The sequence below is a fragment of the Pseudomonas sp. PICF6 genome (assembly GCF_009831705.1).
Taxonomy (GTDB): domain Bacteria; phylum Pseudomonadota; class Gammaproteobacteria; order Pseudomonadales; family Pseudomonadaceae; genus Aquipseudomonas; species Aquipseudomonas rhizophila.
Genome location: NZ_WUUD01000018.1, coordinates 368,452 through 392,187, shown reverse-complemented (window position 1 = coordinate 392,187; position 23,736 = coordinate 368,452). Strand labels below are relative to the sequence as shown.

The 23,736-nt window shown below is 55.9% G+C and carries 16 protein-coding genes and 2 pseudogenes; 7 read left to right on the top strand and 11 right to left on the bottom strand.

Translation table 11 applies throughout. The features are described from left to right. Positions 1-471 (top strand): annotated as a pseudogene (locus GSM73_RS12805) (metalloprotease); the annotation flags it as partial. A gap of 57 nt (positions 472-528) precedes the next feature. Here GSM73_RS12805 and GSM73_RS12800 read toward each other — a convergent pair. From GSM73_RS12800 to GSM73_RS12775, 6 genes are all read right to left on the bottom strand, one after another. Beyond that, entirely contained in the window at positions 529-1,521 is a 993-nt protein-coding gene (locus GSM73_RS12800; RefSeq protein ID WP_160892802.1) for a LacI family DNA-binding transcriptional regulator, read from the bottom strand. 75 nt (positions 1,522-1,596) lie between these two features. Further along, the gene (locus GSM73_RS12795) at positions 1,597-3,099 is read right to left on the bottom strand and encodes a glycoside hydrolase family 32 protein (protein WP_173406944.1); all 1,503 of its coding nucleotides are present in this window, start codon (positions 3,097-3,099) and stop codon (positions 1,597-1,599) included. Beyond that, on the bottom strand, positions 3,096-4,241 hold the full coding sequence (locus GSM73_RS12790; RefSeq protein ID WP_107322464.1) for an ABC transporter ATP-binding protein: 1,146 nt from the start codon (positions 4,239-4,241) through the stop codon (positions 3,096-3,098). Before GSM73_RS12790 ends, GSM73_RS12795 begins: the two co-directional genes overlap by 4 nt. A 27-nt stretch (positions 4,242-4,268) precedes the next feature. Continuing rightward, a complete protein-coding gene (locus GSM73_RS12785) occupies positions 4,269-5,111 on the bottom strand; it encodes a carbohydrate ABC transporter permease (RefSeq protein WP_047226425.1) in 843 nt (280 codons plus the stop codon). Then, the gene (locus GSM73_RS12780) at positions 5,108-6,070 is read right to left on the bottom strand and encodes a carbohydrate ABC transporter permease (RefSeq protein ID WP_107322465.1); all 963 of its coding nucleotides are present in this window, start codon (positions 6,068-6,070) and stop codon (positions 5,108-5,110) included. The genes GSM73_RS12785 and GSM73_RS12780 overlap by 4 nt, the downstream gene beginning before the upstream one ends. A 22-nt stretch (positions 6,071-6,092) precedes the next feature. After that, positions 6,093-7,367: an ABC transporter substrate-binding protein gene (locus GSM73_RS12775; RefSeq protein ID WP_160892800.1), complete on the bottom strand. Its 1,275-nt coding sequence runs from the start codon at positions 7,365-7,367 to the stop codon at positions 6,093-6,095. Between the two features lie 167 nt (positions 7,368-7,534). On the opposite strand from GSM73_RS12775, the gene GSM73_RS12770 reads away from it, so the two are divergent. Continuing rightward, entirely contained in the window at positions 7,535-9,097 is a 1,563-nt protein-coding gene (locus GSM73_RS12770) for a carbohydrate porin (RefSeq protein ID WP_160892798.1), read from the top strand. A 217-nt stretch (positions 9,098-9,314) separates the two neighbouring features. Continuing rightward, positions 9,315-10,301, top strand: a complete 987-nt coding sequence (locus GSM73_RS12765) for an MDR family oxidoreductase (RefSeq protein WP_160892796.1) — start codon at positions 9,315-9,317, stop codon at positions 10,299-10,301. A 110-nt stretch (positions 10,302-10,411) separates the two neighbouring features. Here the strand turns inward: GSM73_RS12765 and GSM73_RS12760 are convergent, their stop codons facing one another. Together GSM73_RS12760 and GSM73_RS12755 are read right to left on the bottom strand one after the other, a co-directional pair. Further along, positions 10,412-11,122 (bottom strand): hypothetical protein, encoded by a 711-nt coding sequence (locus GSM73_RS12760; protein ID WP_178129672.1) that lies wholly within the window; start codon positions 11,120-11,122, stop codon positions 10,412-10,414. A 58-nt stretch (positions 11,123-11,180) separates the two neighbouring features. Next, positions 11,181-12,365, bottom strand: coding sequence for an aldo/keto reductase (locus GSM73_RS12755; RefSeq protein ID WP_160892794.1), 1,185 nt, complete (start codon positions 12,363-12,365; stop codon positions 11,181-11,183). A 188-nt stretch (positions 12,366-12,553) separates the two neighbouring features. Here GSM73_RS12755 and GSM73_RS12750 point away from each other — a divergent pair, with 188 nt between their 5' ends. Next, the gene (locus GSM73_RS12750) at positions 12,554-13,534 is read left to right on the top strand and encodes an AraC family transcriptional regulator (RefSeq protein ID WP_160892792.1); all 981 of its coding nucleotides are present in this window, start codon (positions 12,554-12,556) and stop codon (positions 13,532-13,534) included. 63 nt (positions 13,535-13,597) lie between these two features. Here the strand turns inward: GSM73_RS12750 and GSM73_RS12745 are convergent, their stop codons facing one another. Beyond that, on the bottom strand, positions 13,598-13,987 hold the full coding sequence (locus tag GSM73_RS12745; RefSeq protein ID WP_160892790.1) for a helix-turn-helix domain-containing protein: 390 nt from the start codon (positions 13,985-13,987) through the stop codon (positions 13,598-13,600). 102 nt (positions 13,988-14,089) lie between these two features. On the opposite strand from GSM73_RS12745, the gene GSM73_RS12740 reads away from it, so the two are divergent. The 3 genes from GSM73_RS12740 (at position 14,090) to GSM73_RS12730 (ending at position 21,744) form a co-directional block, all read left to right on the top strand. Continuing rightward, positions 14,090-15,208, top strand: coding sequence for an NADH:flavin oxidoreductase (locus tag GSM73_RS12740; RefSeq protein ID WP_160892788.1), 1,119 nt, complete (start codon positions 14,090-14,092; stop codon positions 15,206-15,208). Between the two features lie 552 nt (positions 15,209-15,760). Beyond that, entirely contained in the window at positions 15,761-18,700 is a 2,940-nt protein-coding gene (locus GSM73_RS12735; protein WP_160892786.1) for a DEAD/DEAH box helicase, read from the top strand. Positions 18,701-18,939: 239 nt separating this feature from the next. After that, positions 18,940-21,744: a type I restriction enzyme HsdR N-terminal domain-containing protein gene (locus tag GSM73_RS12730; RefSeq protein WP_160892784.1), complete on the top strand. Its 2,805-nt coding sequence runs from the start codon at positions 18,940-18,942 to the stop codon at positions 21,742-21,744. A gap of 121 nt (positions 21,745-21,865) precedes the next feature. Here GSM73_RS12730 and GSM73_RS12725 read toward each other — a convergent pair. Both GSM73_RS12725 and GSM73_RS12720 read right to left on the bottom strand, forming a co-directional pair. Beyond that, positions 21,866-22,122, bottom strand: a pseudogene (locus tag GSM73_RS12725) (transposase); the annotation flags it as partial. Between the two features lie 916 nt (positions 22,123-23,038). Further along, on the bottom strand, positions 23,039-23,509 hold the full coding sequence (locus tag GSM73_RS12720; RefSeq protein ID WP_160892782.1) for a hypothetical protein: 471 nt from the start codon (positions 23,507-23,509) through the stop codon (positions 23,039-23,041). Positions 23,510-23,736 lie beyond the last annotated feature (227 nt).

Below are 23,736 nucleotides of genomic sequence, written 5' to 3'. Positions count from 1 at the left end.
GGCAGCGCCCACCTCAATGGCAACGGCAACACGTTGGGTAACGTGCTGATTGGCAACTTTGGCAACAATGTGCTGAACGGTGGAGCAGGCAACGATAAACTCAACGGCGGCGCAGGCGATGACACGCTGATCGGCGGCATTGGCAGTGACACGCTCACTGGCGGCACTGGAGCCGATCGATTTGTTTTCAGTGCGTTGGATGAACTGGGTAAGGGAAGCGCTCGCGACGTCATTACCGACTTCAGCAGCATTCTGGGCGATAAGATTGACCTATCGAAACTGGCTGCCGATTTCCTGACCACGCCAATCAACGGGTTCAGCTTCATCGACTCGAACGACTTCACGAGCGCGGGGCAATTGCGCTTCGTCGATCAGGTGCTTTACGGCAACATCAACGACAATCTGGATGCGGATTTCGAAATCCAGCTACTGGGCGTCAATACCTTCAGTGCCAACGATCTGATTGCTTGATAAAGCAGTGTCCGCACGCTTTGAGACAGCTCAGAGCGTGCCCACTACAGACTCGGCTTACAGCGACGCCCTGACTACCAATGGGCAATCTACTGGCTGGGCGCCCGACACCTCGAGGTTCTCGATCAGGTGCCGGGCAGCCCTGCGACCGATCTCGTAGTATGGCAGTTGGACCGTGGTCAGTGGCGGAATGAACAGCTCGGCGATGCCGATCATGTTGTCATAGCCGAGCACCGCAACATCGCTGGGAATCTTCAGGCCACGGCCCAACAACAACTGATAGGCACAGAAGGCGATACGGTCGTTGCCGCAGATCAGAATGTCGAACTGCGGTCGCCCCTCGATGATGTGCCGGTCGAGAATGGCTGCGGTTTCATCGTAGGCATCGTGATCGGAAAGGTCGTATTGCAGAAGTGCTTCAGGCGCCAGCCCAAAGGCCTGGCAGGCACGTTGCAAACCTTCTTGTCGCAGGCTCCAGGCAAGGCTCTGTTTTGGCAGATTGATACACAGAGGGCGCCGATAGCCTTGGCTCAAGGCGTGATGCACCGCTCGATGCTGCCCCGTTTCATCGTCGGGCACATAGCTGACCAGGCGAGTGTCATCGGCCAGGCAATTGGCGAGTACCAGGGGTTTGCTTTTCAGGCGCTCGGGGATGCTCACCTGGCGCAATCCCATGGCACTGAAGATCAACCCGTCGGGACGGTGCGACATCATCAGGTCGATGTTCTGCTCGGTGGGCGGGTTGCTCAACAGGTTGAGGATAAACACATTCCAACCGGCTTGCTGCGCGGTCTGCTCGATGGACAGCAGCAGCTCGACTGCGAAAGGTGTGGTCGCGGTATCCAGTGCGAACACACCGATGGTTCGCGCCTGGAGATTGTCCCCGCGCATCCTGCGCGCCGAAAGGCTCGGTACGAATTGCAGTTCGTCAATGGCGCGACGCACCCGCTGAAGGGTTTCGGGGCTCAGTTTTTCCGGATTGTTGAGCGCTCGAGAAACCGTCATCAGGGACACGCCGGCCAGCTGTGCAACGTCTTTCACTGAAGTCATGCGAGGTGCGGCCAGTCAGGTTGACGCCGAATCATGACACAGGCTCCGGGCTTGTCGCGACTCGAATGACATTGCTCATAGCCATGCGGAAGCCAGCGGCCATGCATTACCAATGGAGACGCGTCCGCCAGCCCCGCTTGCCAATAGTTTTACCCCCAGGCTGTCGGGCCGCGGATAGACGCGGCTGCTGAGGCTGAAGCGGCCGTCTTGCTCAAACACCTCGATGGACGAACGATCCAGAAACACCCGCAGGTGCAAGGACTTCTGGGCGTGGTCTATCGCCACGCTGCGCTGACCGCTCACCTGCGCGCCCGAACGACTGCGATCCAGTACCAGGCGCTGCAGCGAAGCGTCGTAATAGAGCAGGGTTTGTTCGTCGCCCTCAGCACTGCAACGCAAGGCGATACCCAGGTGACCTTCGGCACAGCCGAGCAAATCCAGATGCACATGGAGCTCGAGCCTGTCGCCATTGACCTGTGGCACCCATTCGTAGCCCGGTCCAACCCACGCAGAGGTGTGCGGCAGCGGTGCCTTGCGTAAAGCGGTCAGTTCCCGGGCCGGAAACACCCTGAGGCGGTCGGCATGCAACTGCAGTTCCCGGGGTAGGCCGAGCATGCCGCACCAGTGATGGGCCTGGCTCGGCATCGGACTTTCCCACATGTCGAGCCACGCCCACACCAGGCGCCGACCGTCAGCAGCCACCAGCGTTTGCGCAGCATAGAAGTCATGGCCGTTATCCAGCTCGATAAACGGGTCGCCGCTGAAGTGCCATTGGCTGTCGAGTTGCCCCACGCGATAACCGGTCTGGTACTTGTTGAGCCGCTCGTAACCCTCGGGGCGCATGCCCTGGGGGGAGTACAGCAGCACGTCGCGCCCATCGAGGCGAAACAGGTCCGGGCACTCCCACATATAGCCATCGCCCTCGTTGCCGCGGGCTACATAGTCAAGGAACTCCCAGGCGCGCAGATCGATGGAGCGGTACAAGGGGAGTAAAGGCGTATCGCCCAGGCGTGCGCCGGCAATCAGGTACCAATAGTCGTTGTCCTTCCAGACCTTGGGATCACGAAAATGCATGATCGTGTCTTGCGGTGCGGTCTCGATGACGACACCCTGCTTGACGAACCGGACGCCGTCGACGCTGGTGGCAAGACACTGGACCTGGCGAATCTGGCGTTCGTCACCCACTTCCCCCAGCCAGGTGTGCCCGGTGTAGATCAACGCCAACGTGTCGCCACACACCACCGCACTGCCGGAAAAACACCCGTCGCGGTCAAAGTCATCGCCTGGCGCCAGTGCGATGGGCAGGTGCTGCCAATGGACCAGGTCAGCACTCTTGGCATGCCCCCAATACATCGGGCCCCATTTCGCGTCGAAGGGGTGATGTTGATAAAACACGTGATACTCGCCGCGAAAGTACACCACTCCGTTAGGGTCGTTCATCCAGCCTGCGGGCGGGGCAAGATGATAGTCGGGGCGATAGTCATCGGTGACGCGAGACAGGCCGGCGCTCAGCGCCTGTTGTGCAAGCTCAAGGGTCGCGGACATTGGAGCGTTCATGGGATTCACACACACGGTCATAGGGCGCCTGCTCGTACCGAGCGCTGGGCAATGTCATCCAACGGGGTTTCGAGGGATTGTGGGTGGCGCCTCAAGGCCGTGCCGTCGGCATCGAACAGGTGCAGATTGTCGATCTCTACCTGCAGTTCGACCCGATCACCCACTCGCCACCCGGCGTGGACCTCACAGCGACAGATCATCGGCTCATCCTGACCGGTATCGAGGTGCACATAGGTTTCGCTGCCCAGGTATTCGACCCCGATCACGGCGATGCCGGCTGTGCCCTGTGCCGCCTTGAGTGCTACATGTTCCGGTCGAATCCCCAGGCTCAGTTGGCTGTTCGCCGCCAGGCTTGAGCTGTCAAAGGGCAGGGTGGTCCTGCCCAATACCAGGCTTTCCACCAGGCTGCTTGCGCCTGGCGTATGCAGGAACGCTGCAAGAAAGTTCATCCTTGGCGAGCCGAGGAAACCGGCGACAAAACGAGTCGCCGGGCGTTCGTAGAGTTCTCGCGGCGAGCCAACCTGCTCGATACGTCCGCCATTGAGCACGACAATCTTGTCGGCCAGGGTCATCGCCTCAACCTGATCGTGGGTCACGTAGATCATGGTCGTGCCCAGTCGGGCATGTAGCCTGGCGATTTCGTTGCGCATTTGCACCCGCAAAGAGGCGTCCAGATTGGACAGCGGCTCATCGAACAACAAGATGTCCGGTTCCCGTGCCATAGCCCTGCCCATGGCCACCCGCTGACGTTGGCCACCCGATAATTCCTTGGGTTTGCGTTGCAGCAGTTTGTCCAACTGCAGTATTTGCGCGGTTTTCAGCACGCGCTCGCGCAGGCTGGTCTTTTCGGTCTTGGCCAACTTGAGACCAAAACTGATGTTGTCGTAGACGCTCATGTGCGGGTAGAGCGCATAGGACTGAAACACCATGCCGACGCCACGCTCGCGCGGCTCCAGGTCATTGACCCGGCGCCCGTCGATCAACAGGTCGCCGGCGCAGATGGAATCCAGCCCGGCGATCAGTCGCAGCAGGGTGGATTTTCCGCAGCCCGAGGGGCCGACGAACACCACGAATTCACCGGCGGCGATTTCCAGGCTGACGTCGCGAAGAATGCGCATGCCGCCCAATTGTTTGTTCACGTTGTCTAGCTTCAACTTGATCACGATGCTGTTCCTTGTCTTTGTTGGGCATCAACCCTTTAACGCACCGGTAGTGAGACCGGAAACGATTCGGCGCTGGAAGATCAGCACCAGAATCACCAGTGGGACGGTGACCAGCACCGAAGCGGCCATCAACAGCCCCCAAGGCAACTCATGGGAGCTGCCGCCGGAAATCAGGGCGATGGCTACCGGCACCGTGCGCTGCGTGTCGGTGAGGGTGAAGGTCAGGGCAAACAGGAACTCGTTCCACGCAGCAATGAAAGCCAGCAGGCCGGTGGTGACCAGCGCAGGCCAGAGCAGCGGCAATAACACGCGGGTCAGGGTGACCCAGGGCGAAGCACCGTCCATGATCGCCGCCTCCTCCAGCTCATGGGGCAGTTGGCCCATGAACGTGGTCAGCACCCAGACGGTGAAGGGCAGGGTGAAGATCGTGTAGCTCAGGATCAGCGCCCAGGGCGTGTTGTACAGGCCCAGGGCACGGATCACCTCGAACAGCCCTGACAGCACCGCGACCTGGGGAAACATCGACACGCCCAGAACCATTATCAACACCGCGCCGCGTCCACGAAACTTCACCCGGCCCAAGGCATAGGCGGCGGTCAGGCTGAGGAACAGCGCCAGCGCGACCACACTCAGGGCAACCACCAGCGAGTTACCGATTGCCCGCAGGAACGAGGCCTGGTGGAGCACGGCGGCATAGTTGGAGAAGTCGGGGTTGTCGACCCAGTAGCTCACCTGGAACAAGGCACTGGACGGCTTCAGCGACGTCACGATGGCGTAGTAGAAAGGGAACACCGCATACAGCAGCAAAATCGCGATCAGGCACCAGAATCCGACGCGCAACAGCGCTTTTTTCAGTAGGCGCGGGCTCATGAGCGAACCTCCATTTGACGGCGTCCGAGGTACAGATAAATCATGGCGATGACTGCGACGACCAGAAACAGCAAGGTCGAGGCCGCGCTGCCGTAGCCGACGTCCTGAAACTCCATCAGATGCTGGCGGGCGTACACCGACATGCTCATGGTGCTCGACGAGTTGGAGGTCAGCACATAGATGACGTCAAACACCCGCAACGAATCGAGGATGCGGAAAATCGCCGCCACCAGCAGCGCAGGCATCAGCAGCGGCAGGGTGACTCGCCAGAACACCTTCAGCGGGTGAATGCCATCGACGCGGGCGGCTTCGTAGCAATCGCCCGGCAACATCTGCAAGGCCGCCAGCATCAGCAGCGTGACGAACGGGACGGTCTTCCAGACGTCGACGATGATCACGGCCCACATCGACAAGTCGGCGTCTGCCGTCCAGGCCAGCGGCGCGTCAATCAGGCCGGCGCCCAGCATCAGATGATTGATGATGCCGAACTGGTCGTTGAGCATCCAAGACCAGATTTTCGCCGAGACAATGGTGGGGATCGCCCAGGGAATCAGAATCAATGCCCGCACCAAGGCGCGCCCGGTGAACTTGACGTTCAGCAGCAGCGCCACCAACAGCCCCAGCACCATTTCCAACCCCACTGAGACCACAGTGAAATGCAGGGTGTTGCGCACCGCGTTCCACCATTGTGGATCGACCAGGATGCCCGACCAACCGGTGCTGCTGTGCAGCAGATAATTGCTCAGGCCGATAAAACTTGCGTCACCGGTGTCCGCCAGGCTGGCGTCGGTCAGGCTGAACCAGAATGTACGCAGCAGCGGCCAGGCCGCCACCAGGGCCAGACACAGCAGCATCGGAGTCAGGAACAGCCAGGCGGCGCGAACCCGGCGGCGTTGTACCGGCGTTTCCAGAGCGGGCATCAGCTCGTCACCGGACGCCAGGGTAGTGGAGACAGACATGGTGAATTTCCTTCCTTGTGGCTTACCAGTTCCGGCGCTTGATGCGTGTCAGTTCGCTTTCCAGCTCCGCCAGCGCCTGATCGACCGGCACCTCGCCGGCCAGCACGCCATGCACTTGATCGAAGAAGGCATTGGAGACACGTGGATAGCGATCGGCGGTAATCGAGGCGGGGCGCATGACCCCATCCTTGAGAATGCTGCGCAGTTGACTGTAATAAGGCATCGCCGCGAGCAGCTCGGGGTCTTGATAAAGTGACTCGATCACCGGGTTATAGGCGCCGACTAGGGCACGATGTTTCTGCTGCTGAGCACTGCTCAGGTAGCTCACCAGCTGCGCGGCAAGCTTTGGATTGGCGCTGTAACGCGACACCGCCAGGCCCCAGCCACCCAGGGTGGAGGCGTGGGTGCCGGTCTCGCCACCGCGGGGCAGGGGCGCCACGCCGACCTTGTCTTTTACGACACTGTCCGGGCTTTGTACCAGGGCCCAGACATACGGCCAGTTACGCATGAACAGCGCATTGCCCGACTGGAATACACCTCGTCCTTCTTCCTCGGTGTAGTTGAGTACGCCACGTGGGGAGATGTCTCCTACCCAGCTCTTGGCCAACGTCAGCGCGGTTCTTGCGGCAGGACTGTTGACCACGATGTCACCCTGTGGGTTGACCAACCCACCTTGCGGCTGGCTGCTGATCCACTCCAGTGCATTACACGTCAGGCCTTCATAGGCGCGGCCCTGAAAGACGTACCCCCAGGCATTGGCGTTCCCGGCGCTGCGCTCAGCCTGTTGGACTTCCCGGGCGGTTGCAGTCATTTGCTCCCAGGTCTGCGGCACCTGTTTGTGGTACTTCTCGAGCAAGTCCTTGCGGTAATACAGCAGCCCCGAATCGGTGAACCAGGGCATCGTCACCAGCCGGCCGTTCACCGTGGCGTTATCCACCTGGGCCTGGAAATAGCCCTCGGTCGCGTTGGCAGGGAGCACCTCGCGCAGGTCCATCAGATGGTTGGCCAGCATCCCCGGCCATACCATATCGATTTGAATGATGTCGATGTCGCTGGATCGGGCACTCAGGATTTGTTGGTAGAACGACAACCTTTCGGTGGCCGAGTTAGGCGTGGAAACCACTTCGACGCTGTTGCCGGTCTGCTTCGACCACGCTTCGACAGCCTCCTTGCACAGCTGCAATTCAGCACCTACGGCACCGCAGGAGATCGTCAGATTGGCGGCAGTCGAGAGGGATGGAAGCCCGACACAAAGGCCGAGCAGCGCAGCAGGAAGGAGCAATTTGAGCTGTTTCATAAAGCCCTCTTTATTTTTGTTTTTAGAAAAGTTAACGTTAACATCGCCAAATGTAGCAGCGTATTGGCGATGAGGCATCCTTTTTTTCACGGTTTTTGACAATTCAAAAGCCGAAGGAAAAAGACCATTGCGGGAACACAAAAATAAAAACAAACAGGGAAATCCACATGCAGAAAGCATCAAGCTGGCTTCTCGCAGGCGTGCTCGGCACCGCGGCGGCCACCTCTCACGCTGCGACGCTGGAAGAACGCATGGCTGCGTTCGAGGCCCGTGCCAGCGCCGCGGAAAAACGCGCCGCGGCTGCCGAACAGCAAACCCAGGCCCTGGCCAGGGAACTGCAACAACTCAAACTCGCCGCTCCCGCGCTCCAACCGGTGGCATCCACTGCAAACGTTGCCACGCCGACGCTGGACACGCGGCTGGCAAAACTCGAAGCCCGGCAACAAAGCCTGGAAAAACAAGACAGTGGCGCATCCCTCACAGACGGATTCAGCTTCAAGGGGTACGCCCGCTCGGGGTTGCTGGTCAATGACGGTCTGGGTGGTGGTCGTGGCGGCCCTTATACCACCCCGGCCGGTTCCGTCGGCGGTGCCGTGGGGCGACTCGGGAACGAGGACGACACCTATATGCGGATCGACCTGTCGAAAGAGCAATACGCGCAGAACGGCACCCGCTCAAAATTCACCGTGTCCATTGCCGATGGCGTAGAAAGCTCCAACGACTGGACGGCCGACGAAAGCAACCTGAACGTGCGCCAGGTGTTTACCGAACTGGATCACATCGCGGCGTTCAAGGGGAACTCGGTGTTTGAGAATTCCACTCTCTGGGCAGGCAAGCGGTTTGACCGGGACAATTTCGATATCCACTGGCTGGACTCGGACGTCATCTACCTGGCTGGCACCGGCGGTGGCATCTACGACGTGCAGATGAACAAGAACTGGCGCTCGAATTACTCATTGATCGGGCGAAATTACGGGGAGTTCAGTGACGGCGGCGTCAATGCCGATGTTGAAAGCTACATCCTGACCTCCAACCAGTTCTTCGACAATGGGCAGTGGCAGTGGATGTTCAACGCCATTGGCGCTAAAGAGAACGACATCGGCCCCCGCAACAATGAGGCGGGCCTGACACCTGCGGACTCCGGCCTGCACAGCATGGTGGCCAATCACCAGAAGAACTTTTTCGGCAGGGAAGGCTTCTTCAAAACGGCGTTGCTCTATGGGCAAGGCCTGGGGGCAGAGGTCAAGAACATCGGCTCGGACGGCGAACTGATCGACGACGCCCGTGCTTTGCGTCTGGCGCTCTATGGTGAGACGCCCATCGCCCCCGGCTGGCGCATCGGTCCCAGTTTACTGGCCGAACAGAGCAAGGACCGGTACGTCAAGGGCGACGACTACCGCTGGATGACACTGAACGTGCGCCTGGCCAATGAAATCAACAGCAATTTCGAGATGGCCTACGAGATGAGCTGGCAAACCATGGACCTCGATCCCAAGGGCTACCTGCAACGCAATGCAGTCGACGGCAACTTCTGGAAGTTCACGGTCGCCCCGACCTTCAAACCTGATTTTGGAGACCTTCTCACACGCCCCGAGCTGCGCGTGTTCGCCAGCGTCATGAACTGGTCCTCGGATCTGGACAGATACAGCACCTCCGATTCCTTCGGCAAGTCTGACTTCAACGCAGGCGGCGTGTGGCAATACGGCATACAGATGGAAACCTGGTTCTAGATGGGAGGGCATCTTCTTCACAAGCAGAGGATGCCGCTCAACCCTCCATCAGCGCCAACCGGATGCAATTCATGCGATGCTTTGCTCCGGAGCGAATGCTGGATGCAGACATCCGTATGTCGCTGCAGCTCGATGTTCAAAAGGCACACTGACCAGTTTGCCTGATGCATCTACAAGCGGGTTCGGATAACCCGCTCATCCGAACCGGAGAAAAACAATGACATTCAAGGCTTTGCTCACCACCAAACCCGGCGATGCCATCGCGACACACCTGGTCGACTTCAAGGACGAGGACCTGATGCCAGGCGACGTGACCGTAGTGATCGAGTACTCGACCGTCAACTACAAGGATGCCTTGGCCCTGAGCGGCCGTTCGCCGGTCATTCGTCAGTTTCCGTTGATCCCAGGCATTGATTTCGCCGGTATCGTCGAGACCTCCAGCAATCCCGGTTTCGCGGCCGGCGACCGAGTGCTGGTCAACGGTTGGGGGCTGAGCCAGACCCACCATGGTGGCTTCGCGCAGAAAGCACGGGTGAGTGGCGACTGGCTGGTGAAGGTCCCAAAGGCATTTTCAACCCAGCAAGCCATGGCCATCGGCACTGCGGGCTACACGGCAATGCTCAGCGTGCTGGCGTTGGAGCATGGCGGCCTGAGCCCCGAGCGCGGCGATATCCTGGTGACTGGCGCCAGTGGCGGTGCCGGCTCGGTGGCGATCGCGCTGTTGTCGGGCCTGGGGTATCGCGTGATCGCCTCGACCGGGCGGCAAGAGGAAGCCGACTACCTGCACGAGCTCGGTGCGGCACAGGTCATCGATCGTCGGACCCTGTCCGAGGCAGGCGCCCCGATCGGCAAGGAACGCTGGGCGGGCGTTATCGATTCTGTCGGTAGTCATACCCTGGTCAATGCGTTGGCACAGACCCAATACCGAGGGGTTGTCGCCGCCTTCGGTTTGGCCCAGGGGGCAGATCTGCCGGGGTCGGTGCTGCCGTTCATCCTGCGTAACGTAACCCTGGCCGGTATCGACTCTGTCAATGCGCCCCAGAGTGCCCGCGTGCAAGCATGGTCACGACTGGCGCGTGACCTTGACGTGGACAAGCTTGCCCGCACCACCCAAGTCGTGGGCCTGGCTGAAGTTCCGGCAATCGCCGGTCGGGTGCTGGAAGGGAAGGTTCGCGGGCGCACCGTCGTGGATGTGAACGCCTGATTCTTTCGGCGAGCCGATTCCCATGAAGGCATGTCGCGGCCAGGCTCGTGCTGGCCCCGACGACAAAATCGAATACGAACTTGGAGAACATGCACAGAGACTCTTTATTTTTAAGTCGGAGGGCTGAGCGAAGGAAGTTTTCTTGCGCCTGCTGCAGAGTTTAACCAGAGCAGAATTGCGGCGAGAGAGGCGGCTAGTACCAGCGTAAGCCACATGATGACCAGCAGGGTGAATGTGACGGTATTGTTTAACTCACGGAAAATGCCGAAGGCAAAAGCGGTGTACCAAGACACACCCGAAACTGCACCGGATGCGAGAAATAAGGCGGCTCTGCTGCGGGAGACTCCAAAGAGCAGGGGGCGACTCAAGTCGCGTAGGGCTGCTGGCAACACAAATGCGTGGATGATTATTCCATTGATGGTCAGGACGATCACCACAATGACCTTCGCCCAGAGTTTGGGGTTTTCCAACTTTTCCGGCGACTCCATCGCGTAAAGGGCCAGGAAACCAAGGCCTGAAAGCCACAGGAGGCATAACCCAGCAGTGACCGCGTCGCTGATGAAGTGAAAGTTGCGGCCGATTTCAACGGGGAGGCTGCCCCTGCGCATCCACCGCAAGATCCAGAGGTCCAGCATCGTCGCCCCGCCAAGACCGAAGCACATACCGAGCAGGTGTATACCTACCAGAAGTGTCAGAACGTTCAGCTGTGGGAGTGGATCAGGCAACGGAACGCTAAGCGCAAGTGTGTCCGCGAGTAAATGACCACTGCTGGAGAGCGCAAGCAGGCCGCCGAAAAACATAAGAGACGTTCGCATCTTCATTTATTACGACCTTAGGCTAATGTTCTTATTCAGCAGGTAGCACGGGCGTGGCCACTCCTCAGGAAGGAACCGGTGCTTGAGCATCGATCAAGCTCTGGCTCTTGAGCTCCTCCCAGAAGGCTGCCGGTATACCGACCTTCATCGCTTGTACATTGGAAACTACCTGCCCCGGCGAACGCGCCCCCGGGATGATCGCGGACACTTGCGGATGTGCCGCCGCGAATTGCAGGGCGGCAGTATGAATGTCGATACCATGTCGGCTGGCAATCGCCATGATCCGCGCGCGTTTTTCTACCGCTCCGGCAGGTAGATCCAGGCTGAAGTTATATCGGCTGCGCCCTCCCAGAAATCCATCATTCAGAGGTGTTCCCACCACGACACTGGTGCCCTTACTTCTCAATGCCGGAAAGGTGTTGCGCAACGCATCGCTGTGGTCGAGGAGGGAGTACTGGCAGGCAAGCAACACGATGTCGGGCGTCGGGTCATTACTGGTCAGGGCCTGAACCACGGCGTTTGGTGTATTGACGCCGAAGCCCCATGCCTTGATGAGCCCTTCATTACGCATCTTTTCAAGCTCAACCATCGCCCCAGTGCGGGCAATTTGATACGCCGCTTCCCATCCGCTCTCCAGCTCAGTGTTATCTGGCGAGAGGTCATGGATAAAGACGATATCGATACGGGGTAACCCCAGACGCTGCAGGCTGTCTTCCACGGAGCGGCGCGTGCCTGCTGCGGTGTAGTCATATCGATAGTTGAAGGGCGCCGGCGACTTCCAGATAGCATGGTCCGCACGTAGGCCACCAGCGGCCGTCAATACGCGTCCGACCTTGGTAGAGACCACATAATCGTCTGGATTTTTGTCGTGCAGGAAGCGGCCTAGACGATATTCACTCAAGCCAAACCCGTAGAACGGCGACGTGTCGTAAAGCCTTACACCCGCCTCCCAAGCAGCCTGCAGAACCAAACCCGCCTGCTCGTCGCTGATCGGCGCAAAGATATTGCCAATCTGCGTCCCGCCCATACCAAAGCGTTGAGGCGTCATGTATCTCATGGCAAGCGAGGGCAAATTGAGGGGCAGGTCTGTGCGCACGAGCCGCCCTTGCGTAGGCATCACGCTTCCGCGTTCTGTCAGCGAAGAGGGCGCTGGGGCTGTAGCCAGTGAACTTGCGACACTCGATGCTGGCAGCAAAGCGGCTGCAACAGCACCCGCCGCCGAATAGGTAAGAAAATCTCGTCTGTCCATCCAGCATTCCTTTCACGACTGAGGGTTCACGGGCTCATCGAAGCCAGCATTCGTAATAGAAATTAGAACAACGAGGGTTGGCCGGGTGACCCTAATGCGCCGTATCTTTTGCACAATCCTGCCGATGCACTTGTGCTGGTCACGCACTCTCAGCAAACTCGAGCATTCCGTATATAGGGGCGCATGTGATGACGAGCGGTTCCTTCTCGCAGTTCCGTTTCAGCCATGTGCATTCGCCAAGCGTGCACGAACCCGCTCAGCCCAACGAACGCCTCCAGGCACTCAGGCGGCTTATCGAAAAAGTCACTCTGCAGATTGGGTTGAACGAGGTTTGCACAACGTCGATTCCAGGCTTGGCCTTTTATCGAGTGGCCGAACTAGGTACGCCCAAGTACTGCATTTATGAGCCTTGCGTGGCCATCATTCTGCAGGGCGCAAAGGAGATCGCGTTCGGCGAGCAAGCCTGTGAGTTTGAGCAAGGGGCGTTTTTTGTCACTTCGGTCGATATACCCACACTGGCTCGCGTTACCGCGGCTACCGAGCAAATCCCTTATTTATCAATTGTGTTGAAGCTCGATTTTGCCATGCTCAACGAGGTGATCCTGACCCTGGAACCGCCAAAGCAGGAAATGACTACTGAGGCGCGGGGCTTCGTATCCGGTGTGGCGACGAGTGAGATGCTCGATGCGTTCGCTCGACTCTCCACGCTGATCGACCGGCCGCTTGAAGCAGGCTTGATGTCCGGCCTTATCAAGCGGGAAATATACGGTAGGCTGCTGCTCAGTGAGGCGGGGAATTTGTTGCGCAGCGTCACTCGCGAGGGTTACCGAGACAAGGGCATCGTGAGAGCCATTGAATGGCTAAAATATCACTACGACAAGCCGCTGCACGTAGCCGACCTCGCCGAACGATCAGGAATGGCCAGCTCTACCCTGCATCACCGGTTTCGCAAGCTGACAGGCACCAGCCCCATCCAGTATCAAAAATCGTTACGACTGCAAGCCGCGCGCAGCCTGATGTTGACCGATAGGCTCGATGTGAACACGGCCGCCTTGCGGGTCGGCTATGAAAGTGTCGCTCAATTCAGTCGCGAATATGCCCGGCGTTTCGGAGCTCCACCCTCGAGAGACATCAAGCACGCACGGGAGAATGGTGGGCGGCTCGACTAATTAAGCGACCCAATCACCAACTTGATCAGGCGGTTGCAGATAAACCTAGAGTCAATTAGGCACTTAATGTGGCGTTGGTAGGTTGACCTCCGCAGCCTCGTCAAACTTCAACCGGGCCGCTTCAACTTCAGGCAATTTGTCGAGCGTCCATTTATGCAATTCGCGAAATGGCTGCTGCAGTGTTCGACCCAGTTGGGTGATCTCATACTGGACTGCCACGGGCGAGAACGAAATGACCTTGCGCGAGACGAGACCATTTCGCTCCAGCCGCCGCAGGCACTGTGTCAGTGCCTTCTGAGTGACGCCCTCCAGGCGACGCTTGATGGCATTAAAACGGTGCGGGCCATCATCCAGCACCGCCAGAACCATCATTGACCACTTATCTGCGATCTGGTCGAACAGCGCCCGGCTTGGGCACTCCGACGAAAAACATTGCGGCTTTAATTCCAGCATCGAAGTTTCCTCATGTATACCTAGGCGACTCTAAGTGCCTAATTGACATCTGGTTTACAAAATATACTTATATGGCTTCCAAAAGCAAACGGAGTCCATCCAATGTCAAACCCTGATACCAGCATCTTATTTCGTCCTTTTTCCATCCGATCGCTTGAACTGAAAAACCGGATTGTCATGTCGCCGATGACGAGGCAATTTTCGCCGGAGGGCATCCCCGGTGACGGGAGCGCCGCCTACTACCGGCGGCGGGCTGAGGGGCGGGTCGGGTTGATCTTGTCAGAAGGGACCGCCGTTGATCGTCCCGCTTCACGTAACGGTTCCGGCATTCCTTTTTTCCACGGTGAAGCAGCGTTAGCTGGATGGAAGAACGTGATTGATTCTGTTCACAACGCGGGTGGCCGTATGGGGCCGCAACTCTGGCACACCGGTGCTGTGCGTGACGTCAGCGGCTGGGAGCCTGATGCGCCGGTTGAAAGCCCATCTGGCCTCGACTCGCCAAACGTCCCGCGCGGTGTGGCAATGAGTGAAGAGGATATTGCAGACGCAGTTGCTGCTTTTGCCAAGGCAGCAGCGGATGCTAAACGACTGGGTTTCGACACCGTCGAGATCCATGGGGCTCATGGTTATTTGATCGATCAGTTCTTCTGGGCCGGCACCAATCAGCGCACCGATCGTTATGGCGGACCGACGATCAAAGAGCGCTCGCGCTTTGCCGCTGAGATTGTGTCTGCCGTTCGTCATGCCGTTGGGCCCGAATTCCCTATCATCATGCGCGTCAGCCAGTGGAAACAGCAGGACTTTGGAGTGCGCCTCGCCGAGACCCCAGCATTAATGGAAGCGTGGCTGCTACCGTTGGTTGAGGCGGGTGTTGATGTTCTGCACTGTTCGCAGCGACGTTTCTGGGACCCTGAGTTTCCCGAAATTGATGGTGAGAACGGGCTGAACTGCGCGGGCTGGGCGAAGAAAGTCACTGGAGCGACAACCATTAGCGTTGGCTCGGTCGGGCTGGACAATGACGTTACTCACGCATTCGCCGGCCAGGGCTCAACCCCTGCGAGCCTGGATCGGCTCGTCGAGCGTATGGAGCGCGAAGAGTTTGATCTGATCGCCGTAGGACGTGTTCTGCTGAGTGACAAGGATTGGGTCGCCAAAGTGGAAAATGGCGATTACGCGGAGCTGAAGGGCTTCAATCCGGCATCTTTAGCCGAATTGGTTTGAGCCTTACAGAGGAGTGGAGGGTGTGATGCCACACAGGTTTTAGTCTGAAGAAATCAGAGCTCTAGCCTAGGATTTTGCGAGGTCGAGAGCGTAATCCGTTGTTGAGTGCGCCATGACTGTTTCAACGACTGAAGCTGTTAAGGCCACTCAACACCTGTGTAAATAGGACCGCGTTGCGGTGCAGTCGTATTAAACGTTTTTCGAAACTCGGTGGAGTTCTGTTACAGGCTTTCCGGATCGCCAAAAAACATTTTGACTTGGCTCTAGGGCGATATTTTCAGGCAGAAAAATATCAGATATGCCCCCAGTTTTGCCCCCAATTGCATCAGTTTTACGAGTGATCGCGAATGGCGACTTCTTACATAGACCAAGATGGATTCGGATGGCTTTCGGTCAGATTGGACTGTTTGGCGTCGATTGTCGGTTGGTGAAGGGAGAGGGCGTGGCGCGTTTGAGCATTGCTTTTCAGGGTACACCTGAGATGATGTTCACTGATAGCATGTGGCCACTGAATGATCAGCGCTGATTTTCACATTCAATTTGGTGAATGCAATGTCCGATGCTACAGGGAAGTACTTAGACGTTTATCAAAGCTGGCAGCAACACCTCTTCAACTTCAACCTGGCAGTGCGGGATACCAATACGCCGGGCTTGCGTAAGCCTCAGCTTGCCGCCCTATACGCTTCACTGGGCCACCTGGTGATGTCTCCGGCCACGACGGCAACGATCGTGATGCCAACGGGTACCGGCAAGACCGATACCATGCTTGGTCTGCTTATCGCAGGGCGGTTGGCAAGGACATTGGTGCTCGTCCCGTCAGATGCCTTGCGTTCCCAGCTTGTCGAAAAATGCCTCGGGCTGAAAAAACTTCGGGAAATCGGTGCTGTTTCTGCCACAGTACTTAACCCTGTGGTTAGGGCGATCGGCTCAGGAATGTCGGCTGAAGATGTCCAACAGCTTGCCGAGGCGAATGTAATTGTCGCTACCCCGCAAGCATTGCAGCGATTCGACACAGAGTCCCTCCAAGCCTTGGCTGAGCTCTGCAGCCACCTGATCATCGATGAAACACATCATGTGGCCGCCATGACATGGGGGCGGGTGAAAACCGCGTTTAAAGAGAAGCCATGCCTGCAGTTCACTGCTACGCCTTTCAGGGAGGACAATCAGCCCCTTGAAGGCAAGATTATCTACAACTACCCGTTGAAGGATGCGCAGATCGATGGCTACTTCAAATCGATCGAATTTCACCCCGTGCGCGAATACAATCTCGAGTTGGCTGACCAAGTGGTTGCTGATAAGGCGGTAGAGTTGTTGCGAGGCGATCGAGAGCAAGGCTTTAACCACCTACTGATGGTACGCGCACGATCGCAAAAACGTGCTGAAGCCCTGTTTGAGCTCTACAAAAAGCATGAAGACCTCTCACCCATTCTGATCCACAGCAAGGTGCCGAATCGGGTCAAGCTGCTGGGTGAAATTGTCGAGAAGAAGTACAAGATCATCGTCTGCGTGGACATGCTCGGCGAAGGCTTCGACCTGCCAGAGCTGAAAATCGCGGCTATTCACGACCAGCATCGCAGTCCGGCCGTCACGCTACAGTTCATCGGTCGGCTAACCCGGGTTGATGACACGCTAGGCGACGCCAAATTCGTCTCAAACATTGCCAACCAGAAAGTCGATTACCAGATGGCAGTGCTTTACAAGGAAAGTGCCGACTGGAGCGCCGTGATTCGAGATGTGAGCCAAGACAAGATCGCCCGCGAAATCGAAAAAGAGACGTTCACTGAACAGTTCCCGGATGATGCCGACTCCGAGGAGATCTTCGGGTTGAACCCAAACCCCAAGATCAGTGCGATCGCCTACCATGTGGAGCGCGACCATTGGCGGCCAGAGAAAGCGAATCACTTCTCGCAGAAGAAAGAACCGCTGCAGTTCCTTTCTATCAACGACGATTCAGACACCATCATCATGGTGACCCGACGAGAAACACCCGTCGGATGGGCTCAGACCTCGGCGATTGTGGACACGAACTGGATTCTGTACTTGGCGTACTACCACGCGCCCGACAAGACGCTCTTCATTCACTCCTCTGGTGATGAGTCGCAAGCGACGCGTTTTTTGAATTTGATTGCAAAGGATGCCAGGCGAATCAACGGTGAGCCTACCTTCCGAACCCTACACGACATCAAGCTCATGAAGCTGCAGAACGTGGGGCTGTCCAGGACACGCAAGGATCTGAGATTCACGATGCACGTCGGGCGGGACATCAATACCGTCATCAGTGAAATCGAGAACGGCACGGCGAAAAAGTCCAACATCTTCGCAACGGGCTATGAAGATGGACAGCGCACCACCGTTGGCTGCTCTCACAAAGGGAAGATCTGGGAGATGAACTCTTCCAGCATCATTTACTGGATTGAGTGGTGCAAGCGCGCCTCACGGAAACTCAACGATGCCACGATCAATCCTTCTGAAGTGCTCAAGGATGTGATTCGTTCGGAGAAGATTGAGGGAGCCTGGCCAACGGGACTCTTCTATGCTGATTGGCCTGAGTCCATTGCGATCGAAAACGAGCAGAAAATTTCGCTGACGTTCAGTGGTGAGATCTTCAACCTGCTTGATGTCGAGCTTGGCAAACCTCAGCGGACCGACGATCTGACACTAGAAGTGCCCGTCATCGCCATAGCAGCAGATGGCACGGAGTGTCAGCTTCCTGGCATCACGATACGGTTACTGAACGACAGCTACAAAGTGTCCTGCCCTAGGGTGAAGATTATTTTCGCTGAAGAGAGCTCGTTTGAGCAGTACTTGGATGCGAACCCTTTAGTACTGCTAGCCGTGGACGGTTCGATGGTCGAGGGCAATTACCGGTTCTACACACCCAATAGCTTGGACTTGAAGCTTCCTATAGCGCTGATTGAGGCTTGGGACTGGCGGACCACCCAGATCCACAGCGAGTCCATGAGGGCAACTCGTAACATGGACACCGTCCAAGGGTTCACCTACAGCCGAATCGAGGACGACTATGCTTTCATTTTTAACGATGATGGCGCAGGTGAGATTGCGGATTTGGTGGCAATCAAAGAGAGCAAGGACGCAATCTTTGTCGACCTTTACCACTGCAAGTATTGCCCCCAAAAAGATGGCGAGGCTCGACCTGGAGCTCGTGTGAGCGATGTCTATGAGGTCTGCGGCCAGGCATCACGATCAGTAAAGTGGCTGCACACCGAGGAAAAACTCTTTAATCGATTGATGGGTCGGTACCAGCAATCGCTGCCGAAAGGGTTCGACAGAATCCTCAAGGGGGACCCAATAGATTTGGAGCTGCTTCGCAACAAGTGTCACGATCACGAGATGATTTTCAGATTTGTGATCGTACAGCCTGCCATTTCAGCAGCAAAGATCTCCGCTGATCAGCTCGCTGTCCTCGGGACAAGTTATTCCTACATTAAGAACGTGTCTGGCTCAGATGTCAGGGTTATAACCAGTGTATAACGCGAGGGCGAACTCATAATCCTGATTGTCGTATCTAGGTGGGGGGAAGCGTTAAATTTGCCGTAAGCCTTATATGCTATAGGAATACGGGCCTAGGCTCTGGCCAGAGCAGTGTGTCGAAGCTTTCTTCCGTTATAATTTTTTTCGCTCTCATCTTGGTTCTCCTGGCTATGTTTGAAAAATTTGCGCAACCCACCCTGTATTTCTTTCGGAAGCATCACGATCTGTAAGGTTTTTTTATGCATGCTGATTTTACTGTGAGTGGCTACGATAGGTTTTGGGAGTCCCTCTCAAGTCTGGGCCCTTTTGCCAATGAGGCGGATGTCGAACACCGGTTGGTTGCTCCTTTGCTCGCGACATTGGGTTACGAGATAGATGATATTCAGCCGAAAGTTCCGGTGTCTTTAACTAAGGGGACTAAGAAGGGGCGGTCGTTTGAAGCAGATATGGTTGTCTATGCAGGCTTGCCGAAAAATCGTGATACTTCTCTGTTGGTCATCGAAGCTAAGTCGCCAAAAAAAAATCTGGAGGATGCCAAAGATCAAGCCGAATCATACGCGGTTGCGTTACGTACTCCTGTGTTACTTCTAACAAACGGAGTGGATCTGCAAGTTTGGCAACTTCAGCGTACCCATGAGAGCGCTCTAATATTTGAATCCAATGTCATGCGTCTAGCTGAGCAACGTCCTCGGCTTGAACACCTGTTATCCAGGCAGTCGCTGATAAGACAGATCGAGGTGTTGGAAATCAAAAAAATTTCCGCCGAGCTGAACTTTAAAGATTACAAACTTGCAGAACTGTCTAGGAATAAGCAGCGCGCCATTGCCCGAAGACTGGTAGCGGAGCTTGGAGACGTGGTACTGTCAACATCGTTGATGGAGTCGTATAGTAAGGGGGCGCTTATCATTGCACCTTCTGGGTACGGAAAAACTGTACTGTGTAAGCAACTTGTGGAACAGGCAATAGAGAAAAGTTTTTATAATTTTGAACATGTCGGCGCTATTGATTTTCCGTTGTTCGAGTTTGCGCAATCGAATTGCGATGTGATGGACTTTATCTGTCAGCGTATCAAGGCGAAGCAAGCGCAAATATCGCTAGCCAGCGTTAGGTTTTCCGTGCAGCGATTTGGTGTAACATTAGTTTGCGATGGTTACGAATATGTGCCTTATTCCTTGCGTTCGTCTGTAGATTCTCAACTCCGCTTGTTCACGCGCGACTATCCCGACTGCCAGATTTTTATCTTCTCCCGCTCTTCGATGCCAGTCCGGCTAGAACTTCCCTGCCTTTTGCTGGAAAAGCTGGACAGTCAGGAGCAAAAAAATATGGTCGTGAAAACCATGGGGAAAGAGTTTCCAGCATTTGGGATGCCAAAATTCCTAACTGCATTAAGTGAAGTGCCTTTGTTACTGAGTCGTATAATAAATTTCTTTATGGTCAATAGCACTTTTCCAAGTCGTTTGGAGGAGCTGTTTGAGCACTGGCTGACTCAGTTGAGTGAAGGCTTTACGAGTACGCCTACGACTAAAATTTATTTAAATGAAGCCATGCTTTTGATCGCAGATTCGAGTGTGAAGCGCCGATTAACTGCTATAGAGGCTTTGAAACTTATCACCGACGCCGGCCTGGGTAGCGAGTGCTTTGACAACCTTCACAATGCTGGAATAATCGTGAGTACCGGTACTGGCGTAGGCTTTTTACATGACGCCCTAGGAGACTACCTTCATGCTCGAGCATTAGCGAAGAAGCCTCAGGCAGAATTTCTTGAAAGTATTGATACGTTGGATATTCAATCTGACTCATTATTGCCAGTCATGCTCATCTCGCTGGTGCATGAGTCGGCTTGCCGCAAGCGTCTATGGGGAAAAATTGATGCTTTTCCCTTACGCCAATATATAAACGTGGCGCGAAGCTGTAAGGCCGCGGGTGAGCCGAATCAGGATAATGTTCAAGAGTTTTTGAATGAAGTGTTAAGTGGTGTCGATATCATGCAAGTTCGCTACTTTCCGGATATCAGTCACGAACTCCGGTCTAGCCTTGCGTATGTGCATGTTCCGGTCGATGACGTTGCGATACATGGTGATATAGATTCAACGAGCTCTTCGAAGCTTTCATATAAAATCACGCCGTCAGATGGCTTGTCTTTGCGCGTAAAGCAGACCTCGCCAAGTGATAATCGCATGGTTCATGATGTTGATCTGACGCGCTCACGTTTGAATATGAATGGGGGTAGGTATGCTGCGGCACTAAACATAAAAGGTGCGCTTAACGAGATTGTCCGGCAACGAAATTTTCGAGGCGGAGTTTTACTGGCCAATGAACGTTCGCTTTCCCGGATACGTTATCTGGCATCGCTCGGTTTTAGAAAATTCACTCCGGATGACTCGCTAGCTTATTTGCTGGACCAACTCCGACCCTTTGCGAACGAGGTTGTGCCGGCTCGTCAGCATAGTGATATTGCCTTTCCGATTAATTCATTGATAGAAGATTTAAGATGTCTTCAGGATGCAGGTCGCGAAATTATTGAGTGGTGGTGGCTACCGCACTGGGATAATGAGGATCAAATGTTTGAAAAACCGGAGCTTGTGAAAGCTTATCTAAATTTTCATTTTTCACGAGCTACTGATCTGTATATTGAAGTCGTGAATGCCAGCTTTGGGAGTGTGGCCAGCGAATTTTCTTACCTGAACGCAATGCCTTTCAGAAGGGAGGCACTAGTGTCGGGAGGGTCGGGTGAACGGGCCATAAATTGGTACTGGGTCCCAGTGCAAAAAGTTGATGATTCTCGCACTATCTGCTGGTTCGAGCACGAGCTTCCTGATGGAGTGTTTATGAATTCCAAAAAAAGCAAGCACATAAGCACTGAGTTGTTGCGACTTAATCGTTCAGTGGGTGGGATCTATACCTCGGGAAGAGGAGGTGCTTTTCCCGCGCCCAATAAGTTTTATCAAGGAAGGCAATACAATTTCGAGGCCCCCACCCTGAGCGAGGTGGCGGAGATGGTAAAAAGTGATATCAGCGGTCTTTTTTGGAATTTGCTTCACTGATTGGTATGTCGGCGTTCGCTGTCTTTATTATCGCGTTGAGACTTTGAGTGTTTTTTTACAGTTGTCGGTGAAGCGTAATGTTCTTGTAGCTGAGCAGAATCTCCTCTGGCAATACTTGAATAAGGATGCTCATGAAAAACAAGATAGGGACGATTTTGATGAAGAGTAGGTGAGCGCTTGGTTGCTCTGCGATCTGCGCTTTGCTCTGCGGAGGGACGCCATTGTGCTCTTGCTGGAGCTGATTGATCCAGCGACGCAGCGCGAACTCGACAACTCCAAGCAAACGGCAGGCTTCGATATGGCTATAGCCTGATCGAGTACGAGGCCTGCTGCCGCGTGTTTGAATTCAGTGGGAAAGGAACGACATTGTTTGGTCATCAGGCACCTCTATCTGGCGAGCATTCTCACCTAAATGGGGGCCCGGTTTCATTAGACCACTACAAACAGGGCAGCGGCTCGACGCCAAAAAATCGGTGGTGGCCAAGGTAACGGCATGCCGCTTAGATTTACAGGCTTGGCTGCTTGATCAAAAGACTTAAGCCTCCGCTTCCCAAGGGCGACGCACGAATCGGACATAGACGCCCAAGGCGTCAACTGGTGATGAGTATTTCCTTACCCCAACGTCGGAACTGATAAGAAGGATCGGTGCACTCGGTTCTGCTGGGACCTTAGCGACCAACCAAGGAGCGAGGCTTACCATAGGCGGCTGCAGGAACGCAGTCTCGCGCCGCAGCCCCAGTGCCTCACGTACGTTCTCCTTCGAGGAGCTGCGCACGTCTTTGCAACTGATGCCCGCAAAGACCTGCAAGTGAGACGGACGTTCTCCCGCGCCAGGTTCAAGTACACAGACGTCAAGCTCGTGTCGGGCCTGGCGGGGCGCCTTGCCCGGAGTTCCACCGTTATGCGCCCAACTCAGCGACTCAAACTCGACCGAGGTCCAAGCTTCCCCCACGAACTTTCCAGCGGCGTCGAGCAGATCAAAGTGCGAGAACCTTTTGCGATCCGCCAGAGCAGGTTTGCTAGCCACGACCACCTCTGACGGCTTACCTCCTTTGGATGGTGGCCGATGAATGATTGACCCTTTTGGGTGTGCACGCCGAAATACCCTCAGTAAACGAGCTAGAACCAGCATTTCGTACAGCTTGTCGCGAGCCATCGCTTGCAGTTGAAGGGGGGCAGGCGCTTTCGCGGCAATATCGAAGAGCGCGCCCACAGCGTTGACCAGGTCAGTTGGTGCCGGTTGGTTCTTCTTTTTTTTTCTTGATGCCTGTCGCCAGGGATGATGGAGCCGTACTCATAAATCCTCCTTGGTCTCTCGTGGGAGAAATTTGAGCAACGCTTCCCGTAACGCAACTTGCTGCTTCGTCGGGCGCCGTCCAAGGTTACGTCGTAGGTTGGTTTTTCGGTTGCCGACGCGCATCTGCATTGACTCGACCTGCTGATCGCGTGCGAGCAACTCGTTGAGTTCGCAGCGAACTGCGTGCTCGGTTCCGCTGTTCACCGGAAAAGCGAGCACCATCAGTAACGACAGGGCCTCTTCAAATCGTTGTTTGGTCTCGCTGCGCCTCGCGGGTTCCGCGTTGCCACTGCTTAACCTATCACTCTGGGGCTCCTCTCCAAGAGGCTCATCAGGCTCGACTGGCGCGCTGAGCTTGGCCAGCTCCATGAACTGGTGCATCAATGGTCCCTCATACGCGCAAGCTCGTTGATGTATCTCGCGAAGTGCTTGTTCCAGGTCGTCCTCACCTTGCGATGTGATTTGCATGCTTCCTCCATGAGTGTTTCAGTGGGCGACGGGAAATTGCCTTTGATGAAGGCCCATTTTGGGTTGTGGATTCAACCATTCGCAACCGCCCGTTTTCGACCCAAAGCGAGAGTTAGGGGACTTGTCGGTAGTGACCGGAGAAGGCTGGTTGCTGCCGGCCTGATTCCGTAGCTGAACGTCGGCGGAGGCTGCAAGCTGACTTTCAACCGTGTGGGAGCCGGCAGACT